Raw genomic sequence first — 24,612 nt, 5'->3', positions numbered from 1 at the left:
ATGCTAAAGATCCAAGACGATGTCCTGGGCGGGCTTGGAGCAGCAGATGAGGATGTTGCCGTCCGCCGGCGGTTCGACCGGATCGGGCGCGTAGTCAACTGAACCGGACATCAAGGCAAGCTCGCAGGTGTGGCAGACACCGGTGCGACACGACCACTGAACCGGGACGTCACACGCCTCGGCCAGTTCCAGCAGCGAGTCCTGCTCGTCGTTGAAGGGGACCGACAGGCCACTGCGGGCGAACGACACAGAAGGGCCGGCGCCCGGCGTTCCGGGAGGCAGGTGAGGAGCGCGAGTGCCCGATGCGTCTTTGAGCCCGGGAGTGAGAGACGGACCGCCGCTGAATATCTCGGTGTGCACGCGGGAAGCGTCCAGGCCGGCTTCGACAAGAGCGGCGCTCATGCTGTCCATGAACGGCACCGGTCCGCAGATGTAGGCATCGGCATCGGCCGGGAGACCCAGACCGAGAATCCGATCAGCCGAGAGCCGGCCGGCCTGCGTGTAGTCGCCGCCCTCGCGGTCCGCAACGCCCGGCTTGCTGTAATAGACGATCGACCGGGCGTCTCCCAGCTCCGCAAGGAGCTCACGGACCTCCATGGCGAAGGGGTGCTCAGTGCCGTTCCGGGCTGCGTGCAGCCACCACACCTGGCGGCCCGAGCGGCTGCGAACCAGAGAATGCAGCATGGCGAGCACCGGAGTCACTCCCACCCCGGCCGACAGCAGCACCACAGGGGTCTCACCATCGGACAGGCAGAACGTACCGCGAGGTGCGGCGACGTCGAGGATGTCACCGGGCCTGAGGTGAGTCCGCAAATGGTTACTGGCCGCGCATGCGGCTCGACCTTCACGCTGATCCGGTATGTGCCCGTCCCAGGTTCACCGGACAGGGAGTAGCTCCGGATCAACGGCGAGGCATCACCTTCGATCCGTACCTTCACGGTGAGGAACTGCCCCGGCAGATTGGGCGGCAGCGCGGCACCATCGGCGGAAGCCAGGGACACGGAGAACACGCTCTGGCTTTCGGGCTGGATGCCCGTGACTGTCAGGGAACGGAAGCCGGTCCATGCAGGGGGCGGAGCGCCGGCCGCGGCCGTGAGGCCGGCGCTGCCCGAGGATGCGGCCTTGTCTCCGTCGGCCTGTTCCAGGAGGGTGCGCATCGATGCCTGCCAGCCTGGGCTCAGGGCCGGGACACGCAGGGCCCGTTCTACTTGGCTGCGTGTGTGCCCCGGGAGGTAGAGAACCGCGTCGATGTCCTCGACGGTCATGGCTTCCGGGCCGGTGGAAACCGTGACGATCTCTCGACCAGCCTCCACCTCACCTTCCTCGAGGACCCGCAGATAGAACCCCGGCCGGCGGTGGGAAACCAGCAAGGCCGCCATCTGAGGCTCTCCCATGCGCAGACCCACCCGGTAAGCACGTCACACGCGGCTGGGTGACCTCGAACAGCGCCTCACCGATGCGGTACCGGTCGCCGATGCACACCTCACTGTCCGGGAGCCCGTCCACCGTGAAGTTCTCACCGAAACTGCCCGGCTTCAGATCATCCCGCCCCAACCGCCCGGCCCAGAACCGGTAGGAGTCCATCTGGTAGACCAGTACTGCCCGCTGCTCCCCGCCGTGGCCACCCAAGTCGCCCTGGCCGTCCCCGTCGATGTTGAGTCTCCTCACCATCCGGGGTCCGGATACGGTCTGCTTGTAGACCCCCGTGTAGACGGTCTTGCCGTGCCAGGGGACGTCCTGAGGTTCCGACGTTGACTGCGATCAAGGTCGCGACCACCGCACGGCCCTCCCACGCGGGGACCTGATCCGGCTTGCACCTCAGCTGAGGACGCGGCCGAGGAATCCGTGGATGTAGCCGCTGATGGTGTCCAGGTGCGTCTCCAGAGCGAAGTGCCCGGCCGGCAGCAGGTGGACTTCGGCGTCCGGCAGATCGCGGGTGAACGCCCGTGCACCGTCCGGCCCGAAGATCTCGTCTCTTTCGCCCCAGACCGCAAGCAGCGGCACCTGGCTCGTGCGGAAGTATTCCTGCAGCTGGGGGTAGCCGTCGATGTTGGTCGGGTAGTTCCGGAAGAGCGCAAGCTGGACCTCGTCGTTGCCGGGCCGGTCCAGCAGAGTCTGGTCGTGCAACCAGTTGTCCGGGCTGACGAGGCTCTTGTCCGAAGCGCCGTTCTCGTACTGCCAACGGGTCGTCTCGGCACTGAACTTGGCTCGTGCGCCAGGCTCGGTGTCTGCTCCGGGGGCCGTGGCGTACGCGAACAGGTCGTCCCAGAAGGGCTTGGCGAACCCTTCCATGTAGGCGTTGCCGCTCTGCGAGATGATCGCGGTGACGTCGTACGCGGGATTGAGCGCCAGCCGCCACCCGATGGGAGCGCCATAGTCGTGGACGTAAATCGAGAAACGGCTGATTCCCAGACTATCGAGCAGTCCGCCGGTGACCGTCGCGAGGTTGTCGAAGGTGTACTCGAAATCGTCGACCTTTGGCATGGAGGACTGGCCGTAGCCGATGTGATCCGGGGCTATCACATGGTAGTTGTCGGCAAGCGCAGGGATGAGATGACGGAACATGTGGGAGCTGCTCGGAAAGCCATGCAGGAGCAAGACGACCGGCGCATCGGCGGGACCCGCCTCGCGATAGAAGACCTGCTGGCCGTCGACTGTTGCGGTGCGGTGGTGGGTAGGGAGCATTCTGGCCCTCCGAGGAAGCACCCGAGTCTGTGAAGGGAGTCAAGCGGCAGTTCGACGTGACAACACAACGTCGAAGAAACCGCAGGCTTCGTCCCCTTTGACGGTGGACGGAGCGGGAACAACGCTCCAGGTTGTGTTCCCTTCAAACGCTAGACCCGACTTTGAGGACGGGCCACTGGGAAGGAGGGCAGCCCCCATCGCCGCGCGGTGGTGAAGTGCCCAGGTCAGGCCGCCGAGGGCATCGCGTCCGCGGTGGCGCGGACGGCGCCTTCGTCTTCGGCCTGGCCGATCCGCGACACGAGATCACCCGCAGCGGACGCAGCGTCTCACCAAGTGTGGAAATCTGGCAGCATGCAGCGGTTCGGTGACAGCCGCCCCAATGCGGCGGCATCCGGAGGCCCCACCGGCAGGAGCCTGCTACTGGTTGAGGCCTTCCAGTTCCTGGTGAATGAACTCGGCGCTTTCCATGGGGTCGTCTACCTCGCGCAGTCAAAACGCTCCCAGCTTTTCTCGGCAGTGGTGGGAGGAGCACCGCCCAGCGTCTTCACCGTGCCCGAGTGGGTTTCCTACGACAGTGACAGCTCACCTGCCGTCGCGTATCGCACGGCACGTGTCGTGTCTCGCCCCGATCCCTGCTCTTCCGAATACAGTGACAGGGACTCTCCGCCTCTCATGCCTTACCCGCATTATGTCGTCTCTGTACCACTGACAGATGCCGGGGAGACGTACGGAGTACTCACCGGCCAGTGGGCGCCAGCCTTTCCCAGCGATCGACTGTGGGTGCTCGAGCGGATGGAAGAACTAGGCCGACGGCTGAGTTCAGAGCTGGTCGACTGCCAGCCTGCAGACCTGGGCGCATCGTTCATGCAAACTCCCATCATCATTCCGGTGCTCTCCAACCCACCGCCGCGTCACGACGCCACCGAGAATCCCTGGGGACTCAATGACGCGCCCGGGTCTTCTGCGCTCTCGATGATGTACCAAGTACACAAACTTTCAGCCGCCTTCAACGAAGCATTCCAGCTGGACGATGTGATGCGAGCAACCCGCGACCGCATCATGGTTCCGTTCCGCGCCCACGCATTTCTGGTGGCGATAGTTCAGGAGGGGAGGGTCCGAATCGTCGGTCGCCATGAGGCCGCGGCCGCGGCACGCGAGATACATGGCTCCAGCATCGAAGATGCTTTCACGGGCTCCGACACTCTGCGGACGAGGGCACCCATCTTTATTCCTGATACTAAAACACTCGCGCAATACTCCTGCGCTCTCATGAGCGATTCGGCAGCGGCCGCCATTGTGCCCTTCAACGCCAGTGGCGGTCTGAAAGGGTTCCTTCTCCTCGCCTTCGGGACTCCACGCCGCATCAAAGCAGAGGAGCAGGCCGTCCTCATGATGATGGCGGCACAGCTCGCCACGGCTGTCGAACGGGCCCACCTTCACGAACGTAAGCACGCCCTTGCAGATGTCCTTCAGCAGAAACTCCTGCCGCGCACCCTCCCAGATTTTCCGGAGGTCACGCTAGCCGCGCGCTACCTACCCGCTGAGTCGGCCGGCACCGGCCTGGGCGGTGACTGGTACGACGTGGTCCCCCTGCCCGGGAGCCAGGTCGGCCTGATCGTCGGGGACGTAGAAGGACACAACGTCAACAGCGCCGCAATCATGGGACAGTTGCGTAGCGGTTGCCGTGCCTACGCTGCCGAAGGGCACCGGCCCACTGACGTACTGGCGCGCGCCAGTGACCTGCTGGCCGAACTGGATACGGATCTGTACGCCACGTGCTGCTTTGTGCGCGTCGACCCCGGAAGCGACGTCTGCGAGATCGCACTCGCCGGCCATCCCCCTCCGGTCCTCCGGTGTCCCGATGCAGGAGTCGTGGTCCCCCCAACACGTGCCAACATCCCGCTCGCCGTAACGTCCGGTTACGCCTACAGCAGCACCGAGGTCACTATACGTCCGGGCACCCTTTTGATGCTGTACACGGACGGCATTCTCTTCGACGTAGATCCCGTCTCCGACGCCCGCACTCTCCTTGAGGCCGCCGGAACCGCTGATCATCACTCACTGCACGCGTTGACAGACCTCATGGTCTCACATGTCACGAACGGCAGACGGAATATTGATGACCTCGCTCTCCTGCTGGCACTGTATGAGGGGGGAGACACTCACGGAGAATTCAGCAGGGTGGCCCGCATGTCGATCCGAAAGCGTGACATCCGGAGCGTCAAGTCAGCCCGGAAATTCGTAAGGAACTATCTCCTCGACCGAGATCGATCCGACATCGTCGGCGACGCCGAAGTGATCGTCTCTGAAGTCATAACAAACGGCCTGATTCATGCGGACAGTGACGTGGAACTGCGATTGCGAGGATACCCAGATCGGATTCACATAGAAGTTCAAGACACGAACGCAAGGCCCCCTGTTCCCACATCATTCATCGAGAGCGAGGAAGAGAACTCTGTCGCGGAACACGGCCGGGGACTCGGCATAGTAGAAAATCTCTCCTCCGACTGGGGAACATCCCCCCACGGCCGAGGAAAGACGGTTTGGATTGATCTTTCATTCACCGGCACCAAGTAGTCTCAACGCCTACAGAAAGACGCCTAAGCGGGTGGAACGAGAGATATTGCGGGCGCGGCCAGAATCTAGCGCTCCCATGCACACGCACACCGTCAAACCGGAGGATTGAAACGCGAGAAGCCAGGCACAGACCATGTCAGACCGTCGGAATGATGCTCTATCTGAACTACCTGGTTGCTTTCGAACTCCACAACTCTATTTGCTTCAGGGAACGCCTCGTCGTCCTGGGGATCCCAGTTTATTCGCGCTGCGCCTGTCAGTTGGAGCGATGTGGCGGACTGCCAATCGACGAACAAGAGTCCGGCGGCCGGGTTCTCCACGATGTTGCCGAGAGTCATCAGCATGTTGTTGCCGTGATAGTCGGGCCAGATGAGGTGGTTCGATGTGACCACCCGGACGAATCCTGGGTTCCCTCCTCGATGAGACACATCGGCATCGCCATCGGTCGAGAGTGACGCGACGAAGAACGTGTCGGCTATAGCAATCATCTTCTGTTGCGGACCGCCGAGGTCGGTACTTCTCGACGCGAGTCGATCGCCGGCCCTTGGCGCGGACTCCGCCGTCCGGCTTTGAATGTACTGGGGGCAGTTGCCGTATGCCTGGTCGACAGAAAGCAGCAGGCCGTCGGGAAGTGGTGTCACACGGCCGTTGACACGCAGCCTGCGCCGTCTGGCGAAATCGATGGACAGTGTCCCCAGTCGAGTGCCAGTGCGAAGTGCTTCGGCAAGCGGATCAACATCCACGGGTACGGCAGCTATTTCGAGTGTATTTGGATCCCGAACACGGATGAATCCTGGCTCACCGTAGAGGGCGGAAGCCCACACCCGTCCCGACTGATCCGATCCACCAATGATGAGCATCCTTTGACGCGCCAGAAAATCCGATGCTCCCAAGGGAAGAGCGCGCCCGATCATCGGCCGGATACGGTTGGCCTCCAGACGGACCCCGGCCCGGGTCTGAGCGGCCAACTCGCCTGCATGGTAAGACGCTGGATCTTGCTGATGACCAGTCATAAGCGCACCTGGCGTCGATGGTTTACAAACCCGTCGCGGAACTGTGCGGGCAGAAATTCTGCCCCCGTTTCAGGATATGGCAACGGCAAACAGCCCGCGATAGAAGACGGCCTATAAAGCTGTGGCACGTGGAGCCGTTGCGGGCACTCCCACGCGGGGTGTGGGCCTGGGGGGGTGCAGAGCGCCGCGGGTGCAAGGCTGACATCCGTCAGAAGTCGATCCCAATCACGGCGACGCGTCGCGACCCGCAAGGTCTCCGCGAGAGACTTGGACGGAGGCAGCATGCGACGAGACAGCCACTCAAAGTGAAGATATGGAACAAAGAGTCAAGAACTGATAGGGTGGCGATATGGCACGCCCTAGAAGCTTCGATGAGACCCAGGTCCTGGATTCGGCACGTGAGCAATTTTGGAACCGCGGTTACGCTGCCACAACGCTCGAGGACTTGGTTGCCGCCACAGGCCTGGGCAAGGGCAGCCTGTACGGAGCGTTCGGGGACAAACGTCAGCTCTTCCTGAACCTGTTGAACACTTACTGCAGCGAGCAACTGCGTGACGTTGAGCAGACACTCACCGGTCCTGGCACTGCCATGGAATGCCTCACTCGACTCTTCGAAGGCGTGGCCAACGGCTACGCAGCCGATGCGCAACGCCGAGGCTGTTTCATGGTCAACAGCACCTCTGAGCTTCATGGGCAAGAATCCGACGTCGCCGCCCTGGCCCGGGCAACGTACCAGCGCGTTGAAGACCTCCTGGTCGCCTGCGTGAAGGAGGCACAAAAAGAAGGGGCGGTCGACGCGAGCGCTGACCCGCAAGAGCTGGGCCGGCTACTCCTGGCAGCCCTGCAGGGCATTGAATTTCTCGCGAAGACCAACATGGACGCCTCGGCGCTTCTGCAGATCGGCCGAGCCGCGCTGAACCAGCTGCCGGGCGGACGCCAGGAGACCGGATGAGGTCGTCCCTGAGCCCTGCTACCAGACTGGGTCTCCGGACACGAACGCACCCCGTGCCCTCGCCCTGAAAGAGCATCGCTGGGGACCGACCGCCCATCCCCCTGCGCACACCTGTGGGGCCGCACATGATCAGGACCCCGCCCTGACAAGGTCCGCTTTCTGCAAACAGTCGGTCGGTCCTGGACGTCGAACTCATAGCGCAGATCAGCCGCATGCACGCCGGCAACTTCAGCGTCTACCGGGTCCGCAAGGTCTGGCGGCATCTGAACGTGCCGGCATACCGGTAGCCCGCCACCGGTCGCGCGGCTGATGCGCGACCTCGGTCTGGACGCCACTCGCCGCGGTTGGTGCATGCGCACCACTATCCACAACGACGGCCATAAGAGGACCCTGAACTGCCTCGACGCCGTGTCCCGTCCGAGCGAGCGGTGCGTCGCTGAACCATCCACATCGCGTTCGCCGTGGACAAGTACTCCCGAACGATCGTCGGCTGGACCGGGAGGTCCGATTCCAAGAGGCCATGATGCAGCTGTCTTCGGCGGGAACTCGGTGGAGTGCCACTGTCGACGTATGCGACCGCCTCGGTTTTCCGAGAGGCGTCGGGCGGCCTTGTGGGTCACGCTTTGGCGCCGCGCCCCAGTGCTCTTGGGCTAAAGACCAATCTTCCGCAGGTGCTGCCGAATCCGGACTCGGGCCATGCGGACAGGTAGGCGGCGCATACCCAGATTCGCCATACCGTCCATGGACGGACAATCTAGCGACATAAGGGGCGTGCCGGTCCTCAACGGTCACTTATATCGGCCGGAGTCGTCCAGCCAGTCTTGTCGGAGGGGATGAGGCCGGTGTGGGTGCGTTCCATTGCGTGGAATTCCCCCCATTTTACGCCCCCTGGGCGCGCGGTGAAAAGCAGGTGTGGACAACTCCCCTTCGACCTCGTCAGTTCGCGTAGGCCTCGGACACCTTAAGCGTGTCCTCGTAAAGATACATCTTGACGATCTTGTCACCGGCTACCTGAAAGTGCATGGCTATGGGCATCTCGTAGATGCGCCCCGTGCTCTTGGCGACGCGCGTGAACCGGCCCAGCATGACCGCATGGTCGCCGTCGACGAGAAGTGCTTCCACCTGGTCGACGTTCCTCTCAGGAACGATGTTTGCCACGAGGGTTCGCATATAGTCCGCCACGTCGCTTCCCCTGTGACGATGCCCCGTCCAGGGCAGCGAAGAAGATCCGGGAACGTACCAGTCGATTTCTTCCGCGAATACCTCAGTGACTGCATCCGGGTCCCCGGTGGCCAGCAGCCCGAAGAACTTCTCCACAATCTCACGTGTTGTCATGATCAATACCTTCCAGAGCAGGAGACATGCAGTCTCAGTTCAGGACGAGAGGTTGATGCACGAATGACCGGGTCACTGCGGGCCTGGCTTTTTGTGTGCGAAACAAGAAATCTCGATAGCTTTCGGGGGAAACCCGTGCACTTCGCACATGCAGTAGAGCAGATGTGGACCGTAGAGTCAAAAACTGTCGACGCCGTTCTCACCCGCACCCCTCCCGCAAGGCGATCGGCAAGTACCAGGGCCAGTTCGCGGCCGTCCCAGCGCAAGGGGGCACTCCCACTCGGGGGCGGGTCATCTAGCAGGCGCACGCATGGCACTGGAAGCGACGTTCGTCACAACCTGCCGAGCCGAATCCGGGCGGACTATTGATGATCTCGGTGGGATGTCGCGAGCAATGCTCAGAACTTGTGGATCGTTTCGGTTCCGGGGGGGCATGCAGAGGGCGTACCTTCCCGAATGATCCGTAAGGTCTCCGAGTAGGCCCGCGTTGCAGCGCGGGTCGGCAAGGCACGTGCTCAGCGTAGTCACCGAAGACGGCTCTACCCAGTCCGGTTCCCTGATCGATGAGATCGTGCGCGAGGGCGCTCGCCGGATGCTGGCTGCCGCGCTGGAGGCAGAGGTCAACCAGTACATAGCCGAGTTGGTTGCCGAGACTGACGAGCGCGGGCACCGCCTGGTGGTCCGAACGGCCACCACCGGCCCCGAACCGTGGTCACCGCCGCAGGTCCCGTCGAGGTCAGGCCCCGCGGGGGAACGACCGCCGCGTCGACGACGCGACGGGCGAGCGCAAGCGGTTCTCCTCGAAGATCCTCGCGCCGTGGTGCCGCAAGCCGCCGAAGGTCTCCGAGGTGCTGCCACTGCTCTACCTGCACGGACTGTCCTCCGGGGATTTTGTCCCCGCGCTGGAGCAGTTCCTCGGCGGTACCGCCGGCCTGTCCCTGGCCACCGTCACCCGGCTGACCAAGCAGTGGAGCGACGACCACGCCGCCTTCCAGGACCGGGACCCGTTCGTTCGCCTCGGCCAGGCCCACTCGTGCGTCCTGGTCCTGATCGGCGTCCGTCTCGATGGCACGAAGGAGCTGATCGCCCTGGCCGAGGGCCTGCGGGAGTCCACCGAGTCGTGGGCCGACCTGCTGCGCGACTGCCGCCGCAGGGGCATGCGCGACCCCGAGCTGGTGGTCGGCGACGGCGCGATGGGCATTTGGCGGGCGCTCGCCGAGGTCTTCCCGACCGCCCGGCCGCAGAGGTGCCGGGTTCACAAAACGCGCAATGTCACCAACTGCCTGCCCAAGTCAGCACAGCCCGGGTCGACGAAGGCGATGCAGGAGATCTACAACGCGGAGGACCTCGGCCACGCCGAGAAGGCGATCGAGGCGTTCGCGAAGACCTACGGTGCCAAGCTCCCGAAGGCCGTCGCGAAGATCACCGAGAACCGGGACGAGCTCCTGGCCTTCTACGACTTCCCGGCCGAGCACTGGATCCACCTACGGACCACGAACCCGATTGAGTCGACTTTCTCCACTGTCAAGCTCCGAACCAAGGTCACCCGAGGCGCGGGCAGCCCGGCGGCCGCGCTCGCGATGGTGTTCAAGCTGGCCGAGTCCAGCCAGGCGAGATGGCGCGCGATCAGCGGCGCCCACCTGGTGCCCCTGGTCCGCGCCGGCGCACGGTTCGAGAGCGGAGTCCTGGTCGAGCGAGAGGAACAAGCCGCATGACCGTCCGCGACATCCTGCAGAATCCGGACGAACACTTCCGTTTCGTGGCCTACCTCGACGAGCTGCAGCACGTCGCCGATGCGGACGAGGTCGACCTGGTCAGCGGCGTGCTCAGCGATCCGGACCAGACGATGGCCATGTCCCGCGACCGCGGCACCGCCGCCCAGGCCCAGGACCAGGGCTACGGTCTGGTCACCGACATGGCCGGCCACCTCATCCCGAACCTGGTCATGACGGCCGCGAGCCAGGAACATGGCACCCTCACCGCCCGCGACGGCACCGACCTGCCCGACCTGCCGGTCGGCACCCGGCTGCGCATCCTGCCCAACCACGCCTGCGCCACCGCCGCCCAGCACCACGGCTACCACGTCGTCGACAGCAGCAAGGGCACGGAGCCCGCCCCGGTGATCCATGCGCGCTGGCCCCGCATCACCGGCTGGTGACCTGCCCCGGGCAAGGGGGGGCGGACCATCCACGCGGTGAGGTAGGTGAAGGCGGCCCCGGGTGAGATTGCGGAAGTAGACGATCACATGAGGTCGGACGGCAGCGGGTGTGTGGTGTCTCCGATGCGGGATTGCGTGGGCAGCGTGCGGAGGACGCCGGTGCGGTCGGCGAGCTGCTGGCGCAGCAGACGGTTCTCCGTCATCGACTGGTGCAGGGCGCCGACCAGCGCCTCGACGTCGGTCTTCAGCTGGGCAATTTCCGCGGCTTCGGCGGCCCACAACTCTTTGAGCTTGCGGACCTGCTGGCGCAGCCGCTTCTCGCTGTCCGGCGTCTGGTCGCGGGCGCGGACCTGGTCGTAGAAGGCGTTCTTCCGATCCGGATGGCGCTGGGTGAGCGCGTTGCGGGGCACCTGTGTCTCCGCCGCGAGCGCGACGATGGTCAGCGCCCCGTTGGAGTGTTCCGGTCGGCCGCCCAGGATGCGGTCCATCGCGGTCTGGATGCTGTCGCGTTCATCGGGGGCGGATCTCATGTGGTCGGCCGGCGGGGGCCCTGTCGTCTGCCCCGCTCACAGTCGAACGTTCCGAGCGGGGCGCGAGGCGGCTCCGGTGTCGCCTTCCAGGTGGGCCCGGAACGGTCAGGGTGGTCCGTCCAAAGTGCTCTGCCTGGGATGTTTTGTCTCCGGTGAAAGCCCACTCTGACCCAACCGAAAGTCGCGGGGGCTCACGCCGTACGCCGTCTTGAAGACGCGACTGAAGTGGGGTGCGCTGGCGAACCCCCACCGGTGGGCGATGGCCTCGATCGTGATGAACTGATGCACTGGCGACGCCAGTTCCCTCCTGCATTCCTCGAGGCGCTGCGTCCTGATCCATTCACCAAGGGTGATTCCCGCTCGGGACAGGGTCAGGTAGAGCCAGCGTACGGAAACGTCGTGCTCGGCTGCGATACGCTCGGCAGTCAGATCGGGGTCTGCCAAATGGAGGCGCACGTATTCCTGAACACGCTCAAGAAGTGTGCTGTTCAGGAGCGTTCTGGCCAGGTCGTCCCCGTGCAGGACCATGGTGACCACGGCCCTGATCAGGTCGACACTGGGCTCCGTGAACAGGGCGGTATCGGATTTACCGGCAGCGCCCCGATGACGAGCCAGTCGGGTGAAGAACGCTGCTGTGGCGCCCACGGCCGGTTGCTCCGAACTGAGTCGACCAGCCGTGATCTGATCGAGCAGGGACGGCCGCAGCCCCAGGATGTGCGTGGGAACGCTCACTAGAACTCCACGTACTGGGCCGTGGAACAAAACCTCGTAGGGCTTCGCATTGTCGAGCACCATGAGATCCCCGGCCTTTATCAGTCCGTGTCTGCCCGCCTGGTGGAACTGGGAAACCCCCGCTTCCCGGATGGAGACGAGAATCTGCGGCACCATGTCCCCGTCCACCGGGGCATCAGTGCGCCGGATGCGGGTCACGTTCCAGCCGATCTCCGAGACTTTCACCGACCCCAATGCGCTGGTGGTCGCGTAAGCCCGCTGGCGATTCGGGTCCGACGGAAGGTCCACCTCTGCGCGGCCGTTGACGACGGACCCCGAGAGTTCACGGATCGCATTCGCTCGATCGCCGGGAGCCAGCGACGCTACGTCAAGTTGATCTGCCATGCGGGCTTCCTCCTGAACCGGTCGCGGAGCCTGCATTGGACGGCAGATACCTACCGTACTGCGGCAAATGATCCATTCTTAATGGCTTTGCTAAACTTTAAGCATGTCTTCCGTTACTGAGGTTTTCGTGTGGGCGTCGGGTAGTGACGGGTGATGATCCCTGCGGTATGCCGTTGCCATGCGGTATGCACAGGGTGGGGGCCCAACCGCTGAGCGGCGGGCGTTTCGTGAACAGGTCCGGCTTGAGGCCGCAGGGCGATTCGCCCGCGGTGAGAAGACCGCCGCGATCGCGAAGGAGTTACGGGTCAGCGAGCGGCCGGCGGAGCGGTCGCGTCGGACCTGGCGTGCGGGCGGCATCGAGGGTCTGCGGTCGGCCGGCCCGGCGAAGGCACCGAAGCTGTCCGCCCAGCAGTTCACCGTCCTGGAGGAGGAGCTGGGCAGGGGGCCGGCCGCGCACGGCTGGGAAGACCAGCGGTGGATCCTGGCCGGGGTCCAGACGGTGATCGACCGCAGGTTCCGGATCTCCCTGTCGGTGGCCGGGGTGTGGCGGCTGCTGCAACGGCACGGCTGGTCATGGCAGAGCCCGGCCCGGAGGGCGCTGCAACGGGACGAAGGGCGCCGTGGAGCTGTGGAAGAAGGAGGTCTGGCCCCTGTGGAAGCACCGCGGCGGCGCTCGGGGCCTGGATCGCCTTTGAGGACGAAGCCGGGTTCGCGATGACGCCGCCACGCGCACGCACCTGGGGCCGGCGCGGCCACACGCCCGTGGTGAGGGTCCGCGGACGCTCCCGGCGGCGGATCTCGGTCGCCGCGCTGTGGTGCTACAAACCGGGCGAGAGACCGCGCCTGATCCACCGCCCCCGATTCCACCTGCCCTTCAAAGGGGCACGCAAAAGCTTCGCGTGGACCGATTACCGGGACTTGGCCGTCCGGGCCCACCTCCAACTCGGTGGCCCGGTCGTGCTCGTGTGGGACAACTGTGAAACTTGAGCCGTGCCGCTGGAACCGGAAGCCTGACCCGTGGGACAACTGGCCGCAAGTGCCCTGTTTAGGATCTGTCGGCGTCCGGTCCCAGCGGTGCCTGCTGCCGCCGGCCCGGTGAGCGTGTCCCGATAGGGGCTTTGCTGCATCAAGCACCATCACAGTCCTGACCGCCCACCGGACCGGCGTCGGCCACCAGCCCCGTTTCAAGGAGCCCTGTGACCGCCGTCAGCCTGTCCCAGCCCGCACTCAACACGCAGCATGATTCGGCTCTGGCCGAGGATGTCGTCCTAGCTGGCCGCCGGGATGAAGCAGTACGCGTCCGACCACGACTGGCTCACCGTCTTCCAGCTGCCCAGTATGCGCCCGACCTCAACCCGGTGGAAGGCATCTGGTCTCTCCTACGACGCGGACCGATGGCCAATGCCGCGTTCACCGATCCCGACCACCTCGCCCAGACCCTCCGGCACGGCCTGCGACACATCCAGCTCTGACCCGGCCTCATCAACGGCTGTCTCGCCGGAACCGGCCTGACCATCACCCCACCGACCCCGACCTGAAAACCTTAGTCATCGGACGAGGCCCCGCATACGAGGAGCCCACTCCCTCAAAACTTCACGCTAAGCAACCGCTCAGTCGCCACACGTGTCACTTCTCGCCACACCTGCGCCCTTAGACTCGCATTCGATCACGCCCCGTGACCAGCACCAACTCACGCAACACGGCCGGACGTTCACCCTCCACCTGGCGCGAATCCGCCACACACCCCAAACCCCGACCGGCCCCTTGTGGCTCAGATCACATAGGGCGAGGGCTCTCGACGCTACCGGGAGTCGGCCGGCGCCTGGGCGGACCTGCTGCGCGACTGCGCCCGCCGGGGCATGCGCGCTCCCGTGCTCGCGGTCGGCGACGGCGCGCTCGGCTTCTGGAAGGCCCTGCGCGAGGTGTTCCCCGAGACCCGCGAGCAGAGGTGCTGGGTGCACAAGACCGCGAATGTCATGGACGCGCTGCCGAAGTCCGCGCAACCCGCCGCGAAGAAGGCCCTGCAGGACGTCTACAACGCCGAGGACCGCGCGAGCGCCGAGAAGGCCGTCAAGGCGTTCGCCAAGCTCTACAAGGCGAAGTTCCCCAAAGCCGTCGCGAAGGTGGTCGACGACCAGGACGAGCTGCTCGCGTTCTACGACTTCCCCGCCGAGCACTGGATCCACCTGCGAACCACGAACCCGATCGAGTCGACCTTCTCCACCGTCCGCCTGCGGACCAAGGTCACCCGCGGCGCCGGCTCCCGCGCGGCCGGCCTGGCCATGGTGTTCAAGCTGGTCGAGTCCGCCCAGGCACGCTGGCGCACCGTCAACGGCGCCCACCTTGTGCCCCTGGTTCGCGCCGGAGCGCGCTTCGAACGCGGACTTCTGGTCGAACGCGAGGAGCTGGTACAGGCGGCGACTCCGGGCCCTTGGTTCGTCCGCTTCCTGGACGATGACCACGCCATGAACCTTGTCGCTGTGAGTACCGTGTCCGACACCGGGGCCAGCGAACGGTGGCCGGGCTTTGATTGCCAGGAGATCGTGGCGGCAACCCTCGTTCAGCAACCTCGCTACGTCGACATGGCCGACGAACGCTGGGACGACAATGGTCGGTTCATCGCCGCGGCCCGGGAGAGCGTCCCTCGGCTCATCGATGAGATCAGGCGCCTACGCCACCAGCTGGACGCCGCTCTTCGGAGCACACCGGAACAGCAATGACGCCCGCCTGATCCCCAGGTATTGACAACTGCGCCGCCACAAGCCCACATCATCCTTGTCGGACTCCGCCCGTATCGTGCACGCAAACTCTCGATACACGACCGGCAAAGGGGAGCGGGATGAACGAGTGGGTCCCTGTTGACTTGATACATCTGTCTGACGGACGAGGCGTCTCCCTCGTCCTGCGCGCGGTTGAGCGCCACAAAGCCCGACGTGCCTTGGTTCGAGCCGAGTGCCTGATAACTACGGATTTCATGAACGCCCGCTTGAAGACCAACATCTGGCTTGATCACCTTGAAGAGTGGGAGGAAGCACTCAGGCGCCTCAGTGCTGGTGAAGGCGCTGGCTGGCCGAGCGGACGCCGAGGGCTGGAACTGTACTTTCACCCACACGAAAGCGGCTGGCTCTCCATCTCGGTCCACGATCCCGACAGGCTGACGGTAGCCCTGGGACTCGAACCAACGCCTGAGTGGATTGATGAGCACGAAGCACGCCTTCAGCATCTACGTGGCGCCTGGGGCGAGTCCTGAAGACAAGCAAGACTGGTGCGTGCCACCGAGGGCAGTGTCCGGTGCAATCCGGGTGCCGAGCCGCCTTGGCCAGCTCGTCGAACGCCCGAGGCTCACGCAGCCTGATCTACCTGATCCACAGGTCTTGACTATTGCTCCCACCAGGCCCCGGCAACGTCGATGAGCTCGTCGAGCGTGGTGCCGGCCGGGCAGTAGGCGATGTGGTACGAGATCCCCTGCGGTCGGCTCACGCTGCGGCGTGCGATCACCCAATGCCGGCGGTCCTCGCGATGCCAGGGACGGACCTCCACGCGGGCCCAGTCGAAAACACGCGGACCGTGGGCGCCGGCGCCGCACGAGCGGCGTTTCCACTTCTGCCTGGGCAGACCGTTGAACAGGTCGTGGACGGGGTGGTCCATGGCCCAGCGGCTGACGACGGTGTCATGGCGGGTGGTGGCCATGACGTGGAAGACATCCGCCTGCTCCAGCTCCGTGCGCCAGCTCTTGCTGAAGCCGTAGGCGGCATCCGCGGTCACCCACCGGAACGGGACCTTGTCGGCGATAGCCCGGCGGACCATGGCCCTGGCCGTTGCCACCTTCGTCTCGAAGGCCACCTCATCGGTGATGCCTGCCCGGCGGCACCGTTCACGGTCATCGGTCCACGACGTCGGCAGATACAGCCTGCGGTCGATCAGGGTGCGGCCGCGGTCGGTGGCATAGCCGAGGAAGACCCCGACCTGGCAGTTCTCCGTGCGTCCAGCGGTGCCGGAGTACTGCCGCTGCACTCCCGCCGACCGCACCCCCTTCTTCAGGAACCCGGTGTCGTCCACGATCAGCACCGCGTCCGGGTCACCGAGATGCTCCACGACGTAGTCCCGCACGTCATCGAGGACCTCGTCGGCGTCCCACTCGATCCGGTTCAGCAGCCGGTGGATGCGGTCTGGCGCCGTGTGACCGGCCTGCTCGGCCAGTGTCCAGCCGTTCTTCCGCTCCAGCGGGGCTATCAGCCCCTGCAAATAGGCCAGCGCAGACTCACGCGGCTCCGACCTGGCGAACCGGTACACAAACCGCTCGTGCAACTCCGCCAGGCCCAACGACCACCGGCTCGCATCAGCCAGCAGCACATCCCACTCCATGCCCACTCAACGAGTCGGCTGCCCACCCGTCACGACAAAGACCGTTGCAGTACTTAAAGGACTCCACGGCACTTGGTCAGCGCGAACCCAGCCGCGAGGAGTTCGCCTACCGACGGCCGCTACCACTGCCTCAACGTTTGGGCATCGCCGAAGCCAAAGGCCCGAACGGGTGCCTGGAGGAAGGCCAGACTTCGTCAGGGGCAAGTAGCTAGCGACTGATGCCGAGCGCCGACAGCACCACCGCGTCGATGTAGCGGTGCATGAAGGCGGCATCGACCTCTACGTCCTCCAGCAGACGTCGGGTGATCACGGCGCCGAGCATCATGTGCGGCATGAAGTCGGCTGCAGGCACGTCGGCTTCTATCTCCTCGCGGTTGGCGGCTCGCCCCATCAGTTGCCGCACCGCGGTGAGCTTGGGCTCGATCAGGTGCTGGCGCATCGCCTCAGCGAGGTCGGGATTAATGGCGAAGGCGTGGGCCAAACCCCGGATCAGTGGGATATCCACGGCCGAGCCGTCGCCGATGCGATCGGCGAGCTCGTGCAAGTCGCTGCGGAGCGAACCGGTGTCGACGTTCTCGACGTGGACTGTCTTACCGCGCCGGAGCGCCGTCGCAACCAGTTGTGGCTTGCTCCTCCATTGACGGTAGAGGGTTGCTTTGCTGGAGCGGGTGCGGACGGCGACCGTGTCCATCGTCAGCGCGTCGTATCCCACCTCGCGCAGCAAGTCGATCACCGCGTCGTATAGCTCCTGCTCCCGTTCGGGCGTCAGCCGAATACGACGCGCCGGTGCGCTCGAGTCCGTGGTCACTTCCGTGCTCCCTCTCTCGTCCCCTGCGAAGCGGCTTCGCATCAACCCGACAATGGGGGATGCAATGACGTCGCTTTTCATGGTGCAGCCGATCACTTGGGGGGCGCCCGGGTGCACCGGGTATACACCCTCGCTCCCTGCCCCAGGCCTACCAGCGCTGCCGGCAAACGGCCACGCGCCGCTGGGCAGGCGGTCTCAGCGGGGCAGCGGGACGGCCATGGGTTCCGCCTGGCCGTCCCATTTCACCCAGACCTCTCCCGGGAGTGGGTGTCCGAAGGTGGGAACCATCAGGAACTGCAGCGACTCGCCGGGCCGCACGGTCGCATTCTCGGGCAGGTTGCGCACGATGGCTGTCGTTCGTTTGCGCTCCAGATGTACCCCGGTAGCGGTCGACGCGCCCCAGTTCCGCAGCAGGTAGGCGTGTGTTCCGCGGCGCTGAAGGTCCCACCCCACCGCGGGTCGGCCCGCCGGGTCAGGTGTAGCGAGCGATTGCAGGGGCGTCGTGGCGTTCTGCGACTGCGCGAGCAGCTTCAGGGCTTGGGCCAGGTTGTCTTCGACGGCGATGGCTCTGCGCTCGGCGGCCTCAACCTGTGCCTGACTGGCGATGTTGGCTTCTTCGGCGATTTGCGCCTGGCGATTTGCGTCGCGGCGTGTCGCCAGAGAGATCAACAAGGTGATTACGATGCCGACCCAGGTGGCGATGTTTCCAGTTTGCATGTCGGTACACCAAGGCGGTTGTGTTCCGCCTTCCTTCTTACGGTTACTGATTGTCAGAGCGTGGTGTCGTAAGTGGCTGAGGGCGTCCTGGACCACGGAGTGCGTGAGGCAGGCGCCCGGGCCGGTTCACCACGTGGTCCCGGCGAGGAGCACGAGGTACCCGGCGATCAGTGCCGCGCCAAGTATTGCGGGGATGAGGCTGGGCAGCCTGTCGCCATTGCGGACATGGGTTGCCACGGCACCGGCGAGGAGCAGCAGCAATCCGGTGGCGGCCAGGGTTCCGAACAGCGGCACGACGGGGCCGAGGGTCACGCCGACGGCACCTGCCAGTTCCAGGGATCCGATGACGCGGTAGCCCGTGGTGCTGAAGCCGGCGTGCGCGGCCATCTTGGGCATGGGGCCCAGGGCCAGCATCTTGGCCATGCCCAGCAGGGCGAAGATCAATGCGATGAGGCAGAGCAGGACGGTGGGGAGGTTCATGCGAGGGCCTTACCGGTGTGGGGGCGGCTGGATGGTGGGCCGTGTTCACCGGGGGAAGCGCGCTGCTGCGGCCGGGTGGAGCGGCCCGGCTGGCCGCCAGCGGGGCATGTTGAGGACGTCATCGGCTGCTCCTGCTGCTGTGGTGGTCTGCGGTTGCGGTGAGGCCGCGTTGCCGACGACGTTCGTCACCCACGCGGGCGAAGTAGGCTGCAAGGTCGGGGTTGTCGATGGCGGCGGGGTTGAGCACCTGCTCGACCGGCGCGCCTTGGAGGATGCGTTTGACGGGAACCTCGAGTTTCTTGCCGGTCTTGGTGTGCGGGATGGCCGGTACGGCGAGGATTTCGTCGGGGACGTGGCGTGGTGAGGCGCCGGCGCGGATGGCGTCGCGGATCTTGTCGCGCAGGGTGTCGTCCAGGGTGACGCCGGGTGCGGGGACGACGAACAGGGGCATCCAGTAGCCGCCGTCGGGTTCCTCGGCGCCGATGACGAGGGCCTCGGTGATCTCAGGGAGGCGTTCGACGATGTCGTGGATGTCAGCGCTGCCCAGGCGTACGCCGTTGCGGTTGAGGGTGGCGTCGGAGCGGCCGTGGACGATCACCGAGCCGTGGGAGGTGTGGGTGATCCAGTCGCCGTGCCGCCACACGCCCGGGTAGGTGGCGAAGTAGGCATCGTGGTAGCGGCTGCCGTCGGGGTCGTTCCAGAAGTGCAGCGGCATGGACGGCATGGGCCGGGTGATGACCAGTTCGCCGACCTGGTCGCGGACCGGAGTGCCTTCGGCGTTGTAGGCGGCCAGTGCCACGCCGAGGTTGGGGGCGGACAGCTCCCCTGCCCAGACGGGACTGGTGGGAGCGCTTCCGGCGAAGCCGGAGACGACGTCGGTGCCGCCGCTGGTGGAGGCCATCTGGACGCCGGGCCCCACGTGGTCGCGGACCCAGGGGTAGGCGGAGGCGGGCAGGGTGGAGCCGGTGCAGCCGATGACGCGGATGGCGGCCAGGTCGTGCTTGGAGGGTTCGATGCCGAGCTTGGCCATGGCCAGCAGGTACTGGGGGCTGGTGCCGAAGACGGTGACCTGGTGGCGGGCCGCCAGCTCCCACAGGATGTCCGGGCGCGCTTGCGGGGCGGGGCTGCCGTCGTAGGTGCAGGTGGCGGCACCGGTCAGCAGGGTGGAGACGACCAGGTTCCACATCATCCAGTGGGTGGTGGTGTACCACAGCAGGCGGTCGCCGCGGTCGAGGTCGGTGTGGAGGGCGAGGGTCTTGAGGTGTTCGAGCAGGACCCCGCCGTGCCCGTGGACGATGCCTTTGGGCCGGCCGGTGGTGCCGGAGGAGAAGACGACCCACAGGGGGTGGTCGAAGGGCAGCGGGGCGCACGCGAGTTCCTCGGTGCGGCCGGTGGCGTCCTGCCAGGGAACCGTCTGTCCTGGGTGCCTGTCCTCGGGCCATGCCAGGCCCACGTGGGTTATGAGCACCGTGCCCTTCACGGAGGGCAGAGCGCGGGCGAGTTCGAGGGAGGCGTCGCGGCGGTCATGCGTGGTGCCGTTGAAGAGGTAGCCGTCCGCCGTGATGAGCACCGTCGGTTCGAGCTGGGCGAAGCGGTCGGCCGCGGCCTGGGGAGCGTAGTCCTGGCCGCACACCGACCACACCGCGCCCAAGCTGGCGGTGGCGAGGAAGGCGATGATCGCATGGGGGGTGTTGGGCAGATAGCCCACCACCCGGTCGCCCTGCCCGACGCCCAGGTCGCGCAACGTGGCGGCGACGGAGGCGACCTGGGCGCGCAACTGCCGGCCGGTGATCTCGTAGCCGGCTCCGGTCTCGTCCAGCGCGATGATCGCGGGAGCGTCCGGCTGCAGGTTGCGCAACGCGTGGTGGGCGTAGTTGAGGGTGGCGCCGGGGAACCAGCGGGCTCCGGGCATGGTTTCCGCGGCCAGCACCTGCTCGTACTGTGTTGTCGCGTCGATGGCGAAGTACTGCCACACCGCGGCCCAGAACCCTTCCAGGTCGGTGATGGACCACCGGTACAGAGCCTGGTAGTCGGCGGGGTCCTGGAGGCCTTCGGCGCCTGGGTGCCGGACGGCTTGCCGGGCGAAGTCCGCGATGCGGCTGCGGACGGCCGCCTGCGGGTCGGGGGTGAAGAACGGTTCCGGACACGGCGCGGAGTGCGGGGTGGTCATGGGGTGGCGCTCCTTGGCAGGGGGACGGCAGGCGGGGCTGTGCGCAGCAGCGGTGCCCAGGCGGCGGTGCCGGTGAAGTTCCCGGTACCGGCGGGGACGGTGTCCATCACGATGCGGTCCGGGCGCAGCAGGACGGCATCTGCCCGGCCGCTTGCCAGCCAGGAGGCCAGGGTGCCGTCGTCGCCCAGGGCGCCGGCGTGGAGGGTGTGTGCGCCCAGTGCGGTGGTCACGGCCGTCATCTGGGGGGTGGGCGGCACAGTGGTCAGGAGGGCGAAAGAGGTGCCCAGGAGATCGTCGAGGCGCCCGCGTTTGCCGTCGTGCAGCACCCAGGGTTGCGGGCTGTGGGTTCCGGCAAGTACGCGGCCGGCCAGCTGGCAGCGGCGCCGTACCAGGGGGCCGGCTTTCAGGGCGGGGCTCAGGTCGCGGCTGATGGTCTGGGTCACGCCGGGGATGCGGCAGGCTGCGCCCACCAGGGTCCGGCGGATCGCCGCGGCGTGGTCCTGGCCGCCGGTCATGGCCCAGCCGACGGTGACGGCGAGGCGGATCATGCGGCGGGCGTGCGGTTTGCGTTCGTGCTCGTAGGTGTCCAGCAGTGCTTCGGGGGCTTCGTTCTGGAGGACGCGGGCGAGTTTCCAGGTGAGGTTGTGGGCGTCGCGCAGGCCCGCGCACAGGCCCTGCCCGATGAAGGGCGGGGTGAGGTGGGCGGCGTCGCCCAGCAGGAAGATGCGTCCTTGGCGCCACCGGTCGGCCAGGCGGGCGCGGAAGGTGTACTGCGCCTGGCGTATCACTTCGAAGTCGCTGTCCCACGGGGCATCGGAGGGCAGGTCCACCCAGGGGGCGACCAGCTTGCGCAGACGTTGGTTTCCGTCCGGGCCGTCCAGGTGCTCGTCTTCGGGGAGCCGGAACTCCCAGCGGTAGCGGTCCTCGCCGACGCGCATGAAGGTGGCCGGCTGGGTGGGGCAGCAGATCTGCTCGGCGCCCTCCCAGGTGCGCACCTGGCGGCTGGTGCGCACGTCGATGACACTCCAGCGTTCCTGGAAGTGCAGGTCGTCCCAGGCGGCGTCGATGGCATGGCGGGTGAGACTGCTCGCGCCGTCGCAGCCGAGGACGGCATCGGCCCACAGGTGCTCCTCCTCGTCGCTGCCGTCGCGGCGGAAGGTGACCTGGACCGGGCCCATGGGGCCGTGGGGTCCGCTGGTGTCCTGGGTGACAGAAGTGACTTCCGTCCCGGTCCGCAGTTCGCACTCGGGATGGCGGGCCAGGGCGTCGCGCAGCAGGCGTTCCAGCTCGGGCTGATCGAACATGGTGGTCTGCGGGAAGCCGTGGTGTCCGTGCGGGGACCGCGGGAGTTCGGCGATCAGGCGGTGCCGGGCATCCAGCAGCCGCAGCCCCCGCCCGGGGCGGGAGATGGCGGCGAACTCCTCGTGGATGCCGAGACTCTGCAGGATCCTGCGGACCTCGTCGTCCACGACGACGGCGCGTGGCAGGGGGTAGATGCCCTGGTGGCGTTCCAGGACGAGGCTGCGCACGCCGCGCTTGGCGAGGAGGAGGGCGGCCGTGACGCCCACGGGCCCGGCACCGATGATCACCACTGGTCTCCGGGATGCGGTGGCGCTCACTCGGCGTCCGTCACGGGGGTGTGCTGCTCGCCGAGGTCGATCCGCCCGTCGGGGGTGGCGATCGTGGCGGTGATCAGGTCGCCGTGCCGCAGGTAGCGGGGATTTTTGGCCTGGCTGTTGAAGAATGCCTTCCATTTCCGTGCGGGCGGCAGCAGCGCGCCGATCTTCTCGACCGCCTTGGGCGGTGCCTTCAAGGCGGTGCCGCCGGGCGTGCCGGTCAGCAGCAGGTCGCCCGGATCGAGGGTCTGGAAGCGGGCGAGCAGGGTCAGCGCCTGCGCGGGTCGCACGATCATGTCGGCCAGCGTGTGGTCCTGGCGCGGTTCGCTGTTGACGGACAGTCGCAGTCGCAGGTCGAGCAGGTGGGCGAAGTCCTCGGGCTCCAGCAGGGCCAGGTGCGGTCCGGTGGGTGTGAAGGTGGGGTAGGACTTGCTCTCGTAGAACTGGGTTTTGGTCAGCTGGACGTCTCGGGCGCTGACGTCGTTGGCCAGGACGAGTCCGGCGACGTAGCGTGGCAGGTCTCGCTCCTCGACGACGGTGCCCACGGGCAGGGGGGCGCCCAGGACGAGGCCGAGTTCCACCTCGTAGTCGAGGAACTTCACGTGCGCGGGGCGGACGATCGCCTCGTGCGGACCGCTGACCGAGCCGGATGCCTTGCGGAAGAAGGTGGGCGGGATGTCTCCGGTGAAGCCCGAATCGCGTGCGTGACTGCGGTAGTTGACCATCTGTGCGACCACCCGGCAGGGGGTGGTGACCGGCGCCAGGGCCACCAGGTCGGCGACGAACGTGCCGCTTTCGGTGGAGGCGGCGGCCTCGCGGACTGCGTCGCGGTCGGCGAGCAGCTCGGCGGTGGTGGCCGCCTTGGTGTCGATCGGGACGGCGCGCTCGTTGCGCACCGCCCACCAGCCGTCGGCGGTGCGCATGACGTTGGTGCTCATGAGCTCATCGCTTTCATCAGGCCCAGCAGGCGTGCGGGGTCGAGTTCGTTGTCGCCGCGCAGGGCCTTGAGGACCTCGCGGAGCTTGGCGGGGGACGGGCTCGTGCCCAGGAAGTCACGGGTGGCCGACGGGCCCCACTGGGCCAGCCCGCCGGCGGACATCGGCGCCCACCCGGGCTCGAGGTCGCAGGAGAACAGGTCGCCGTCGGCGAAGTGCTCCAGCATGAAGCGGTCGGGGTCGCGCCAGTAGTCGAACAGCTGGCTGCCCTGGATGTGGCGGCCGATCCCCCAGCTGCGCCGGTAGCCGCGCTCGGCCAGGTATTCTCCGCCGGCGGCGATCGCGTCGAGGTCGGTGACCTGGTAGGCGGAGTGGACGTAGCCGGCTCCGGGTCCCAGGTGCATGGCCAGGGTGTGGTGGTCCACGGCCGTACTGCCCTGGTCGCAGCGGATGAAGGCCATGGTCGGCCCACGGTCGCGCTGCCCGTCGAGGAACAGGAAGTCGGACACGATCAGCCCGAGGGTGTCCAGGTACCAGTCCAGGGTCCGGGCGAAGACTGGCGTCTCCAGGACCACATGGCCCAGACGCTGGATACGGGACGGCTCGCGGGGCGGACGCTGGGTGGCGTTCGTGCGGCGGTGATCGGTGCCGAAGTTCAAGGTCAGCGGGCGCTGCTCGGGCAGCGCGGGCAACGGCTCGGCGCAGTGGACGACCCGAACCGGCATGCCCGAGGGGTCGAGCAAGGAGACCGACTGTCCGCCGCCCGGTACGTCGGCGTCCGTGACGGTGCTGCCGGTGGCGCGCGCCAGCCGGTTCACATCGGCTTGCTCGGCCGCGCGGAATGCCGGCCCGATGAAGCGGGAGGCGCGTCCACGGCGGATGACCATACAGGGTGAGCCGGCGAAGGTGCCGCGCAGCCACAGTTCCCGCTCGGTGCGGGCGGCGATCGCGAACCCGAAGTCACGTGCGAACACCTCGGCCCGGTCCAGGTCCGGCTTCTCGAACTCCAGCCACGCCAGGTCCGCCACCTTGATCACCGGATTGCGGGCGCGCCCGGGGTGCTCGCCGCGCAGGGCGCCCTGCTCGCTGTGAAGGTCCTGGTGGGCCGTCGGCGGGTCGGCCTTGTTAACGGGAGTTTCGGACATGGTGCCCTCC

At 66.4% G+C, this 24,612-nt stretch carries 19 protein-coding genes and 5 pseudogenes; 8 read left to right on the top strand and 16 right to left on the bottom strand.

Annotated features, from left to right (window positions below; all coding sequences use genetic code 11):
- Window positions 1–3: 3 nt before the first annotated feature.
- From PV341_RS01285 to PV341_RS01270, 4 genes are all read right to left on the bottom strand, one after another.
- Window positions 4–729, bottom strand: coding sequence for a 2Fe-2S iron-sulfur cluster-binding protein (locus PV341_RS01285; protein WP_500356412.1), 726 nt, complete (start codon window positions 727–729; stop codon window positions 4–6).
- Window positions 699–1,379 carry a 3-alpha domain-containing protein gene (locus PV341_RS01280; RefSeq protein WP_500356410.1) on the bottom strand — a complete coding sequence of 227 codons (681 nt, stop codon included), beginning with the start codon at window positions 1,377–1,379 and terminating at the stop codon, window positions 699–701. The genes PV341_RS01285 and PV341_RS01280 overlap by 31 nt, the downstream gene beginning before the upstream one ends.
- The gene (locus PV341_RS01275) at window positions 1,315–1,584 is read right to left on the bottom strand and encodes an MOSC domain-containing protein (protein WP_500356428.1); all 270 of its coding nucleotides are present in this window, start codon (window positions 1,582–1,584) and stop codon (window positions 1,315–1,317) included. Before PV341_RS01275 ends, PV341_RS01280 begins: the two co-directional genes overlap by 65 nt.
- A 234-nt stretch (window positions 1,585–1,818) precedes the next feature.
- Window positions 1,819–2,685, bottom strand: coding sequence for an alpha/beta fold hydrolase (locus PV341_RS01270; RefSeq protein WP_500328729.1), 867 nt, complete (start codon window positions 2,683–2,685; stop codon window positions 1,819–1,821).
- 351 nt (window positions 2,686–3,036) lie between these two features.
- Here PV341_RS01270 and PV341_RS01265 point away from each other — a divergent pair, with 351 nt between their 5' ends.
- Window positions 3,037–5,262, top strand: a complete 2,226-nt coding sequence (locus PV341_RS01265; protein ID WP_500328728.1) for an ATP-binding SpoIIE family protein phosphatase — start codon at window positions 3,037–3,039, stop codon at window positions 5,260–5,262.
- Between the two features lie 92 nt (window positions 5,263–5,354).
- Here the strand turns inward: PV341_RS01265 and PV341_RS01260 are convergent, their stop codons facing one another.
- The gene (locus PV341_RS01260) at window positions 5,355–6,230 is read right to left on the bottom strand and encodes a pyridoxamine 5'-phosphate oxidase family protein (RefSeq protein ID WP_500356408.1); all 876 of its coding nucleotides are present in this window, start codon (window positions 6,228–6,230) and stop codon (window positions 5,355–5,357) included.
- A 394-nt stretch (window positions 6,231–6,624) separates the two neighbouring features.
- Here PV341_RS01260 and PV341_RS01255 point away from each other — a divergent pair, with 394 nt between their 5' ends.
- The gene (locus PV341_RS01255; protein ID WP_467714927.1) at window positions 6,625–7,227 is read left to right on the top strand and encodes a TetR/AcrR family transcriptional regulator; all 603 of its coding nucleotides are present in this window, start codon (window positions 6,625–6,627) and stop codon (window positions 7,225–7,227) included.
- A 936-nt stretch (window positions 7,228–8,163) separates the two neighbouring features.
- Here PV341_RS01255 and PV341_RS01250 read toward each other — a convergent pair.
- Entirely contained in the window at window positions 8,164–8,562 is a 399-nt protein-coding gene (locus tag PV341_RS01250; RefSeq protein WP_500356407.1) for a nuclear transport factor 2 family protein, read from the bottom strand.
- A gap of 511 nt (window positions 8,563–9,073) precedes the next feature.
- Between PV341_RS01250 and PV341_RS01245 the strand changes: the two are divergent.
- Both PV341_RS01245 and PV341_RS01240 read left to right on the top strand, forming a co-directional pair.
- Window positions 9,074–10,277, top strand: a pseudogene (locus PV341_RS01245) (IS256 family transposase).
- A complete protein-coding gene (locus PV341_RS01240) occupies window positions 10,178–10,720 on the top strand; it encodes a hypothetical protein (protein WP_500356406.1) in 543 nt (180 codons plus the stop codon). The pseudogene PV341_RS01245 and the gene PV341_RS01240 overlap by 100 nt, the downstream one beginning before the upstream one ends.
- Window positions 10,721–10,803: 83 nt before the next feature.
- On the opposite strand, the gene PV341_RS01235 is transcribed toward PV341_RS01240, so the two are convergent.
- Window positions 10,804–11,208, bottom strand: a complete 405-nt coding sequence (locus PV341_RS01235) for a hypothetical protein (protein ID WP_500356404.1) — start codon at window positions 11,206–11,208, stop codon at window positions 10,804–10,806.
- A 147-nt stretch (window positions 11,209–11,355) separates the two neighbouring features.
- Window positions 11,356–12,366 carry a helix-turn-helix domain-containing protein gene (locus tag PV341_RS01230; protein ID WP_500356402.1) on the bottom strand — a complete coding sequence of 337 codons (1,011 nt, stop codon included), beginning with the start codon at window positions 12,364–12,366 and terminating at the stop codon, window positions 11,356–11,358.
- Window positions 12,367–12,544: 178 nt separating this feature from the next.
- On the opposite strand from PV341_RS01230, the pseudogene PV341_RS01225 reads away from it, so the two are divergent.
- The 4 genes and pseudogenes from PV341_RS01225 to PV341_RS01210 form a co-directional block, all read left to right on the top strand.
- A pseudogene (locus PV341_RS01225) lies at window positions 12,545–13,341 on the top strand (winged helix-turn-helix domain-containing protein); the annotation flags it as partial.
- A gap of 300 nt (window positions 13,342–13,641) precedes the next feature.
- A pseudogene (locus tag PV341_RS01220) lies at window positions 13,642–13,838 on the top strand (transposase); the annotation flags it as partial.
- Window positions 13,839–14,168: 330 nt separating this feature from the next.
- Window positions 14,169–14,765: pseudogene (locus PV341_RS01215) on the top strand (IS256 family transposase); the annotation flags it as partial.
- Window positions 14,766–15,205: 440 nt separating this feature from the next.
- Window positions 15,206–15,616 carry a DUF5959 family protein gene (locus PV341_RS01210; RefSeq protein ID WP_500356400.1) on the top strand — a complete coding sequence of 137 codons (411 nt, stop codon included), beginning with the start codon at window positions 15,206–15,208 and terminating at the stop codon, window positions 15,614–15,616.
- Window positions 15,617–15,753: 137 nt separating this feature from the next.
- Here the strand turns inward: PV341_RS01210 and PV341_RS01205 are convergent.
- The 8 genes and pseudogenes from PV341_RS01205 to PV341_RS01170 form a co-directional block, all read right to left on the bottom strand.
- Window positions 15,754–16,731 (bottom strand): annotated as a pseudogene (locus PV341_RS01205) (IS701 family transposase); the annotation flags it as partial.
- Between the two features lie 208 nt (window positions 16,732–16,939).
- Window positions 16,940–17,539: a TetR/AcrR family transcriptional regulator gene (locus PV341_RS01200; protein WP_500328720.1), complete on the bottom strand. Its 600-nt coding sequence runs from the start codon at window positions 17,537–17,539 to the stop codon at window positions 16,940–16,942.
- Window positions 17,540–17,734: 195 nt separating this feature from the next.
- The gene (locus PV341_RS01195; RefSeq protein ID WP_500328719.1) at window positions 17,735–18,256 is read right to left on the bottom strand and encodes a hypothetical protein; all 522 of its coding nucleotides are present in this window, start codon (window positions 18,254–18,256) and stop codon (window positions 17,735–17,737) included.
- 126 nt (window positions 18,257–18,382) lie between these two features.
- Complete coding sequence (locus PV341_RS01190; RefSeq protein WP_500356398.1) at window positions 18,383–18,736, bottom strand: DoxX family protein; 354 nt, start codon at window positions 18,734–18,736, stop codon at window positions 18,383–18,385.
- Between the two features lie 118 nt (window positions 18,737–18,854).
- A complete protein-coding gene (locus PV341_RS01185; protein WP_500356396.1) occupies window positions 18,855–20,906 on the bottom strand; it encodes an acetoacetate--CoA ligase in 2,052 nt (683 codons plus the stop codon).
- Window positions 20,903–22,525 carry a bifunctional 3-(3-hydroxy-phenyl)propionate/3-hydroxycinnamic acid hydroxylase MhpA gene (gene mhpA / locus PV341_RS01180; RefSeq protein WP_500328716.1) on the bottom strand — a complete coding sequence of 541 codons (1,623 nt, stop codon included), beginning with the start codon at window positions 22,523–22,525 and terminating at the stop codon, window positions 20,903–20,905. The genes PV341_RS01185 and mhpA overlap by 4 nt, the downstream gene beginning before the upstream one ends.
- On the bottom strand, window positions 22,522–23,460 hold the full coding sequence (locus PV341_RS01175) for a fumarylacetoacetate hydrolase family protein (RefSeq protein WP_500356394.1): 939 nt from the start codon (window positions 23,458–23,460) through the stop codon (window positions 22,522–22,524). The genes mhpA and PV341_RS01175 overlap by 4 nt, the downstream gene beginning before the upstream one ends.
- Window positions 23,457–24,602 carry a VOC family protein gene (locus tag PV341_RS01170; protein WP_500356392.1) on the bottom strand — a complete coding sequence of 382 codons (1,146 nt, stop codon included), beginning with the start codon at window positions 24,600–24,602 and terminating at the stop codon, window positions 23,457–23,459. Before PV341_RS01170 ends, PV341_RS01175 begins: the two co-directional genes overlap by 4 nt.
- Between the last annotated feature and the right edge of the window lie 10 nt (window positions 24,603–24,612).

Source organism: Streptomyces sp. PA03-1a, from assembly GCF_033792805.1.
Classification (GTDB): Bacteria; Actinomycetota; Actinomycetes; order Streptomycetales; family Streptomycetaceae; genus Actinacidiphila.
Note: the sequence above shows the minus strand (reverse complement) of the source record. Positions and strands in the feature narration are given on the sequence as shown.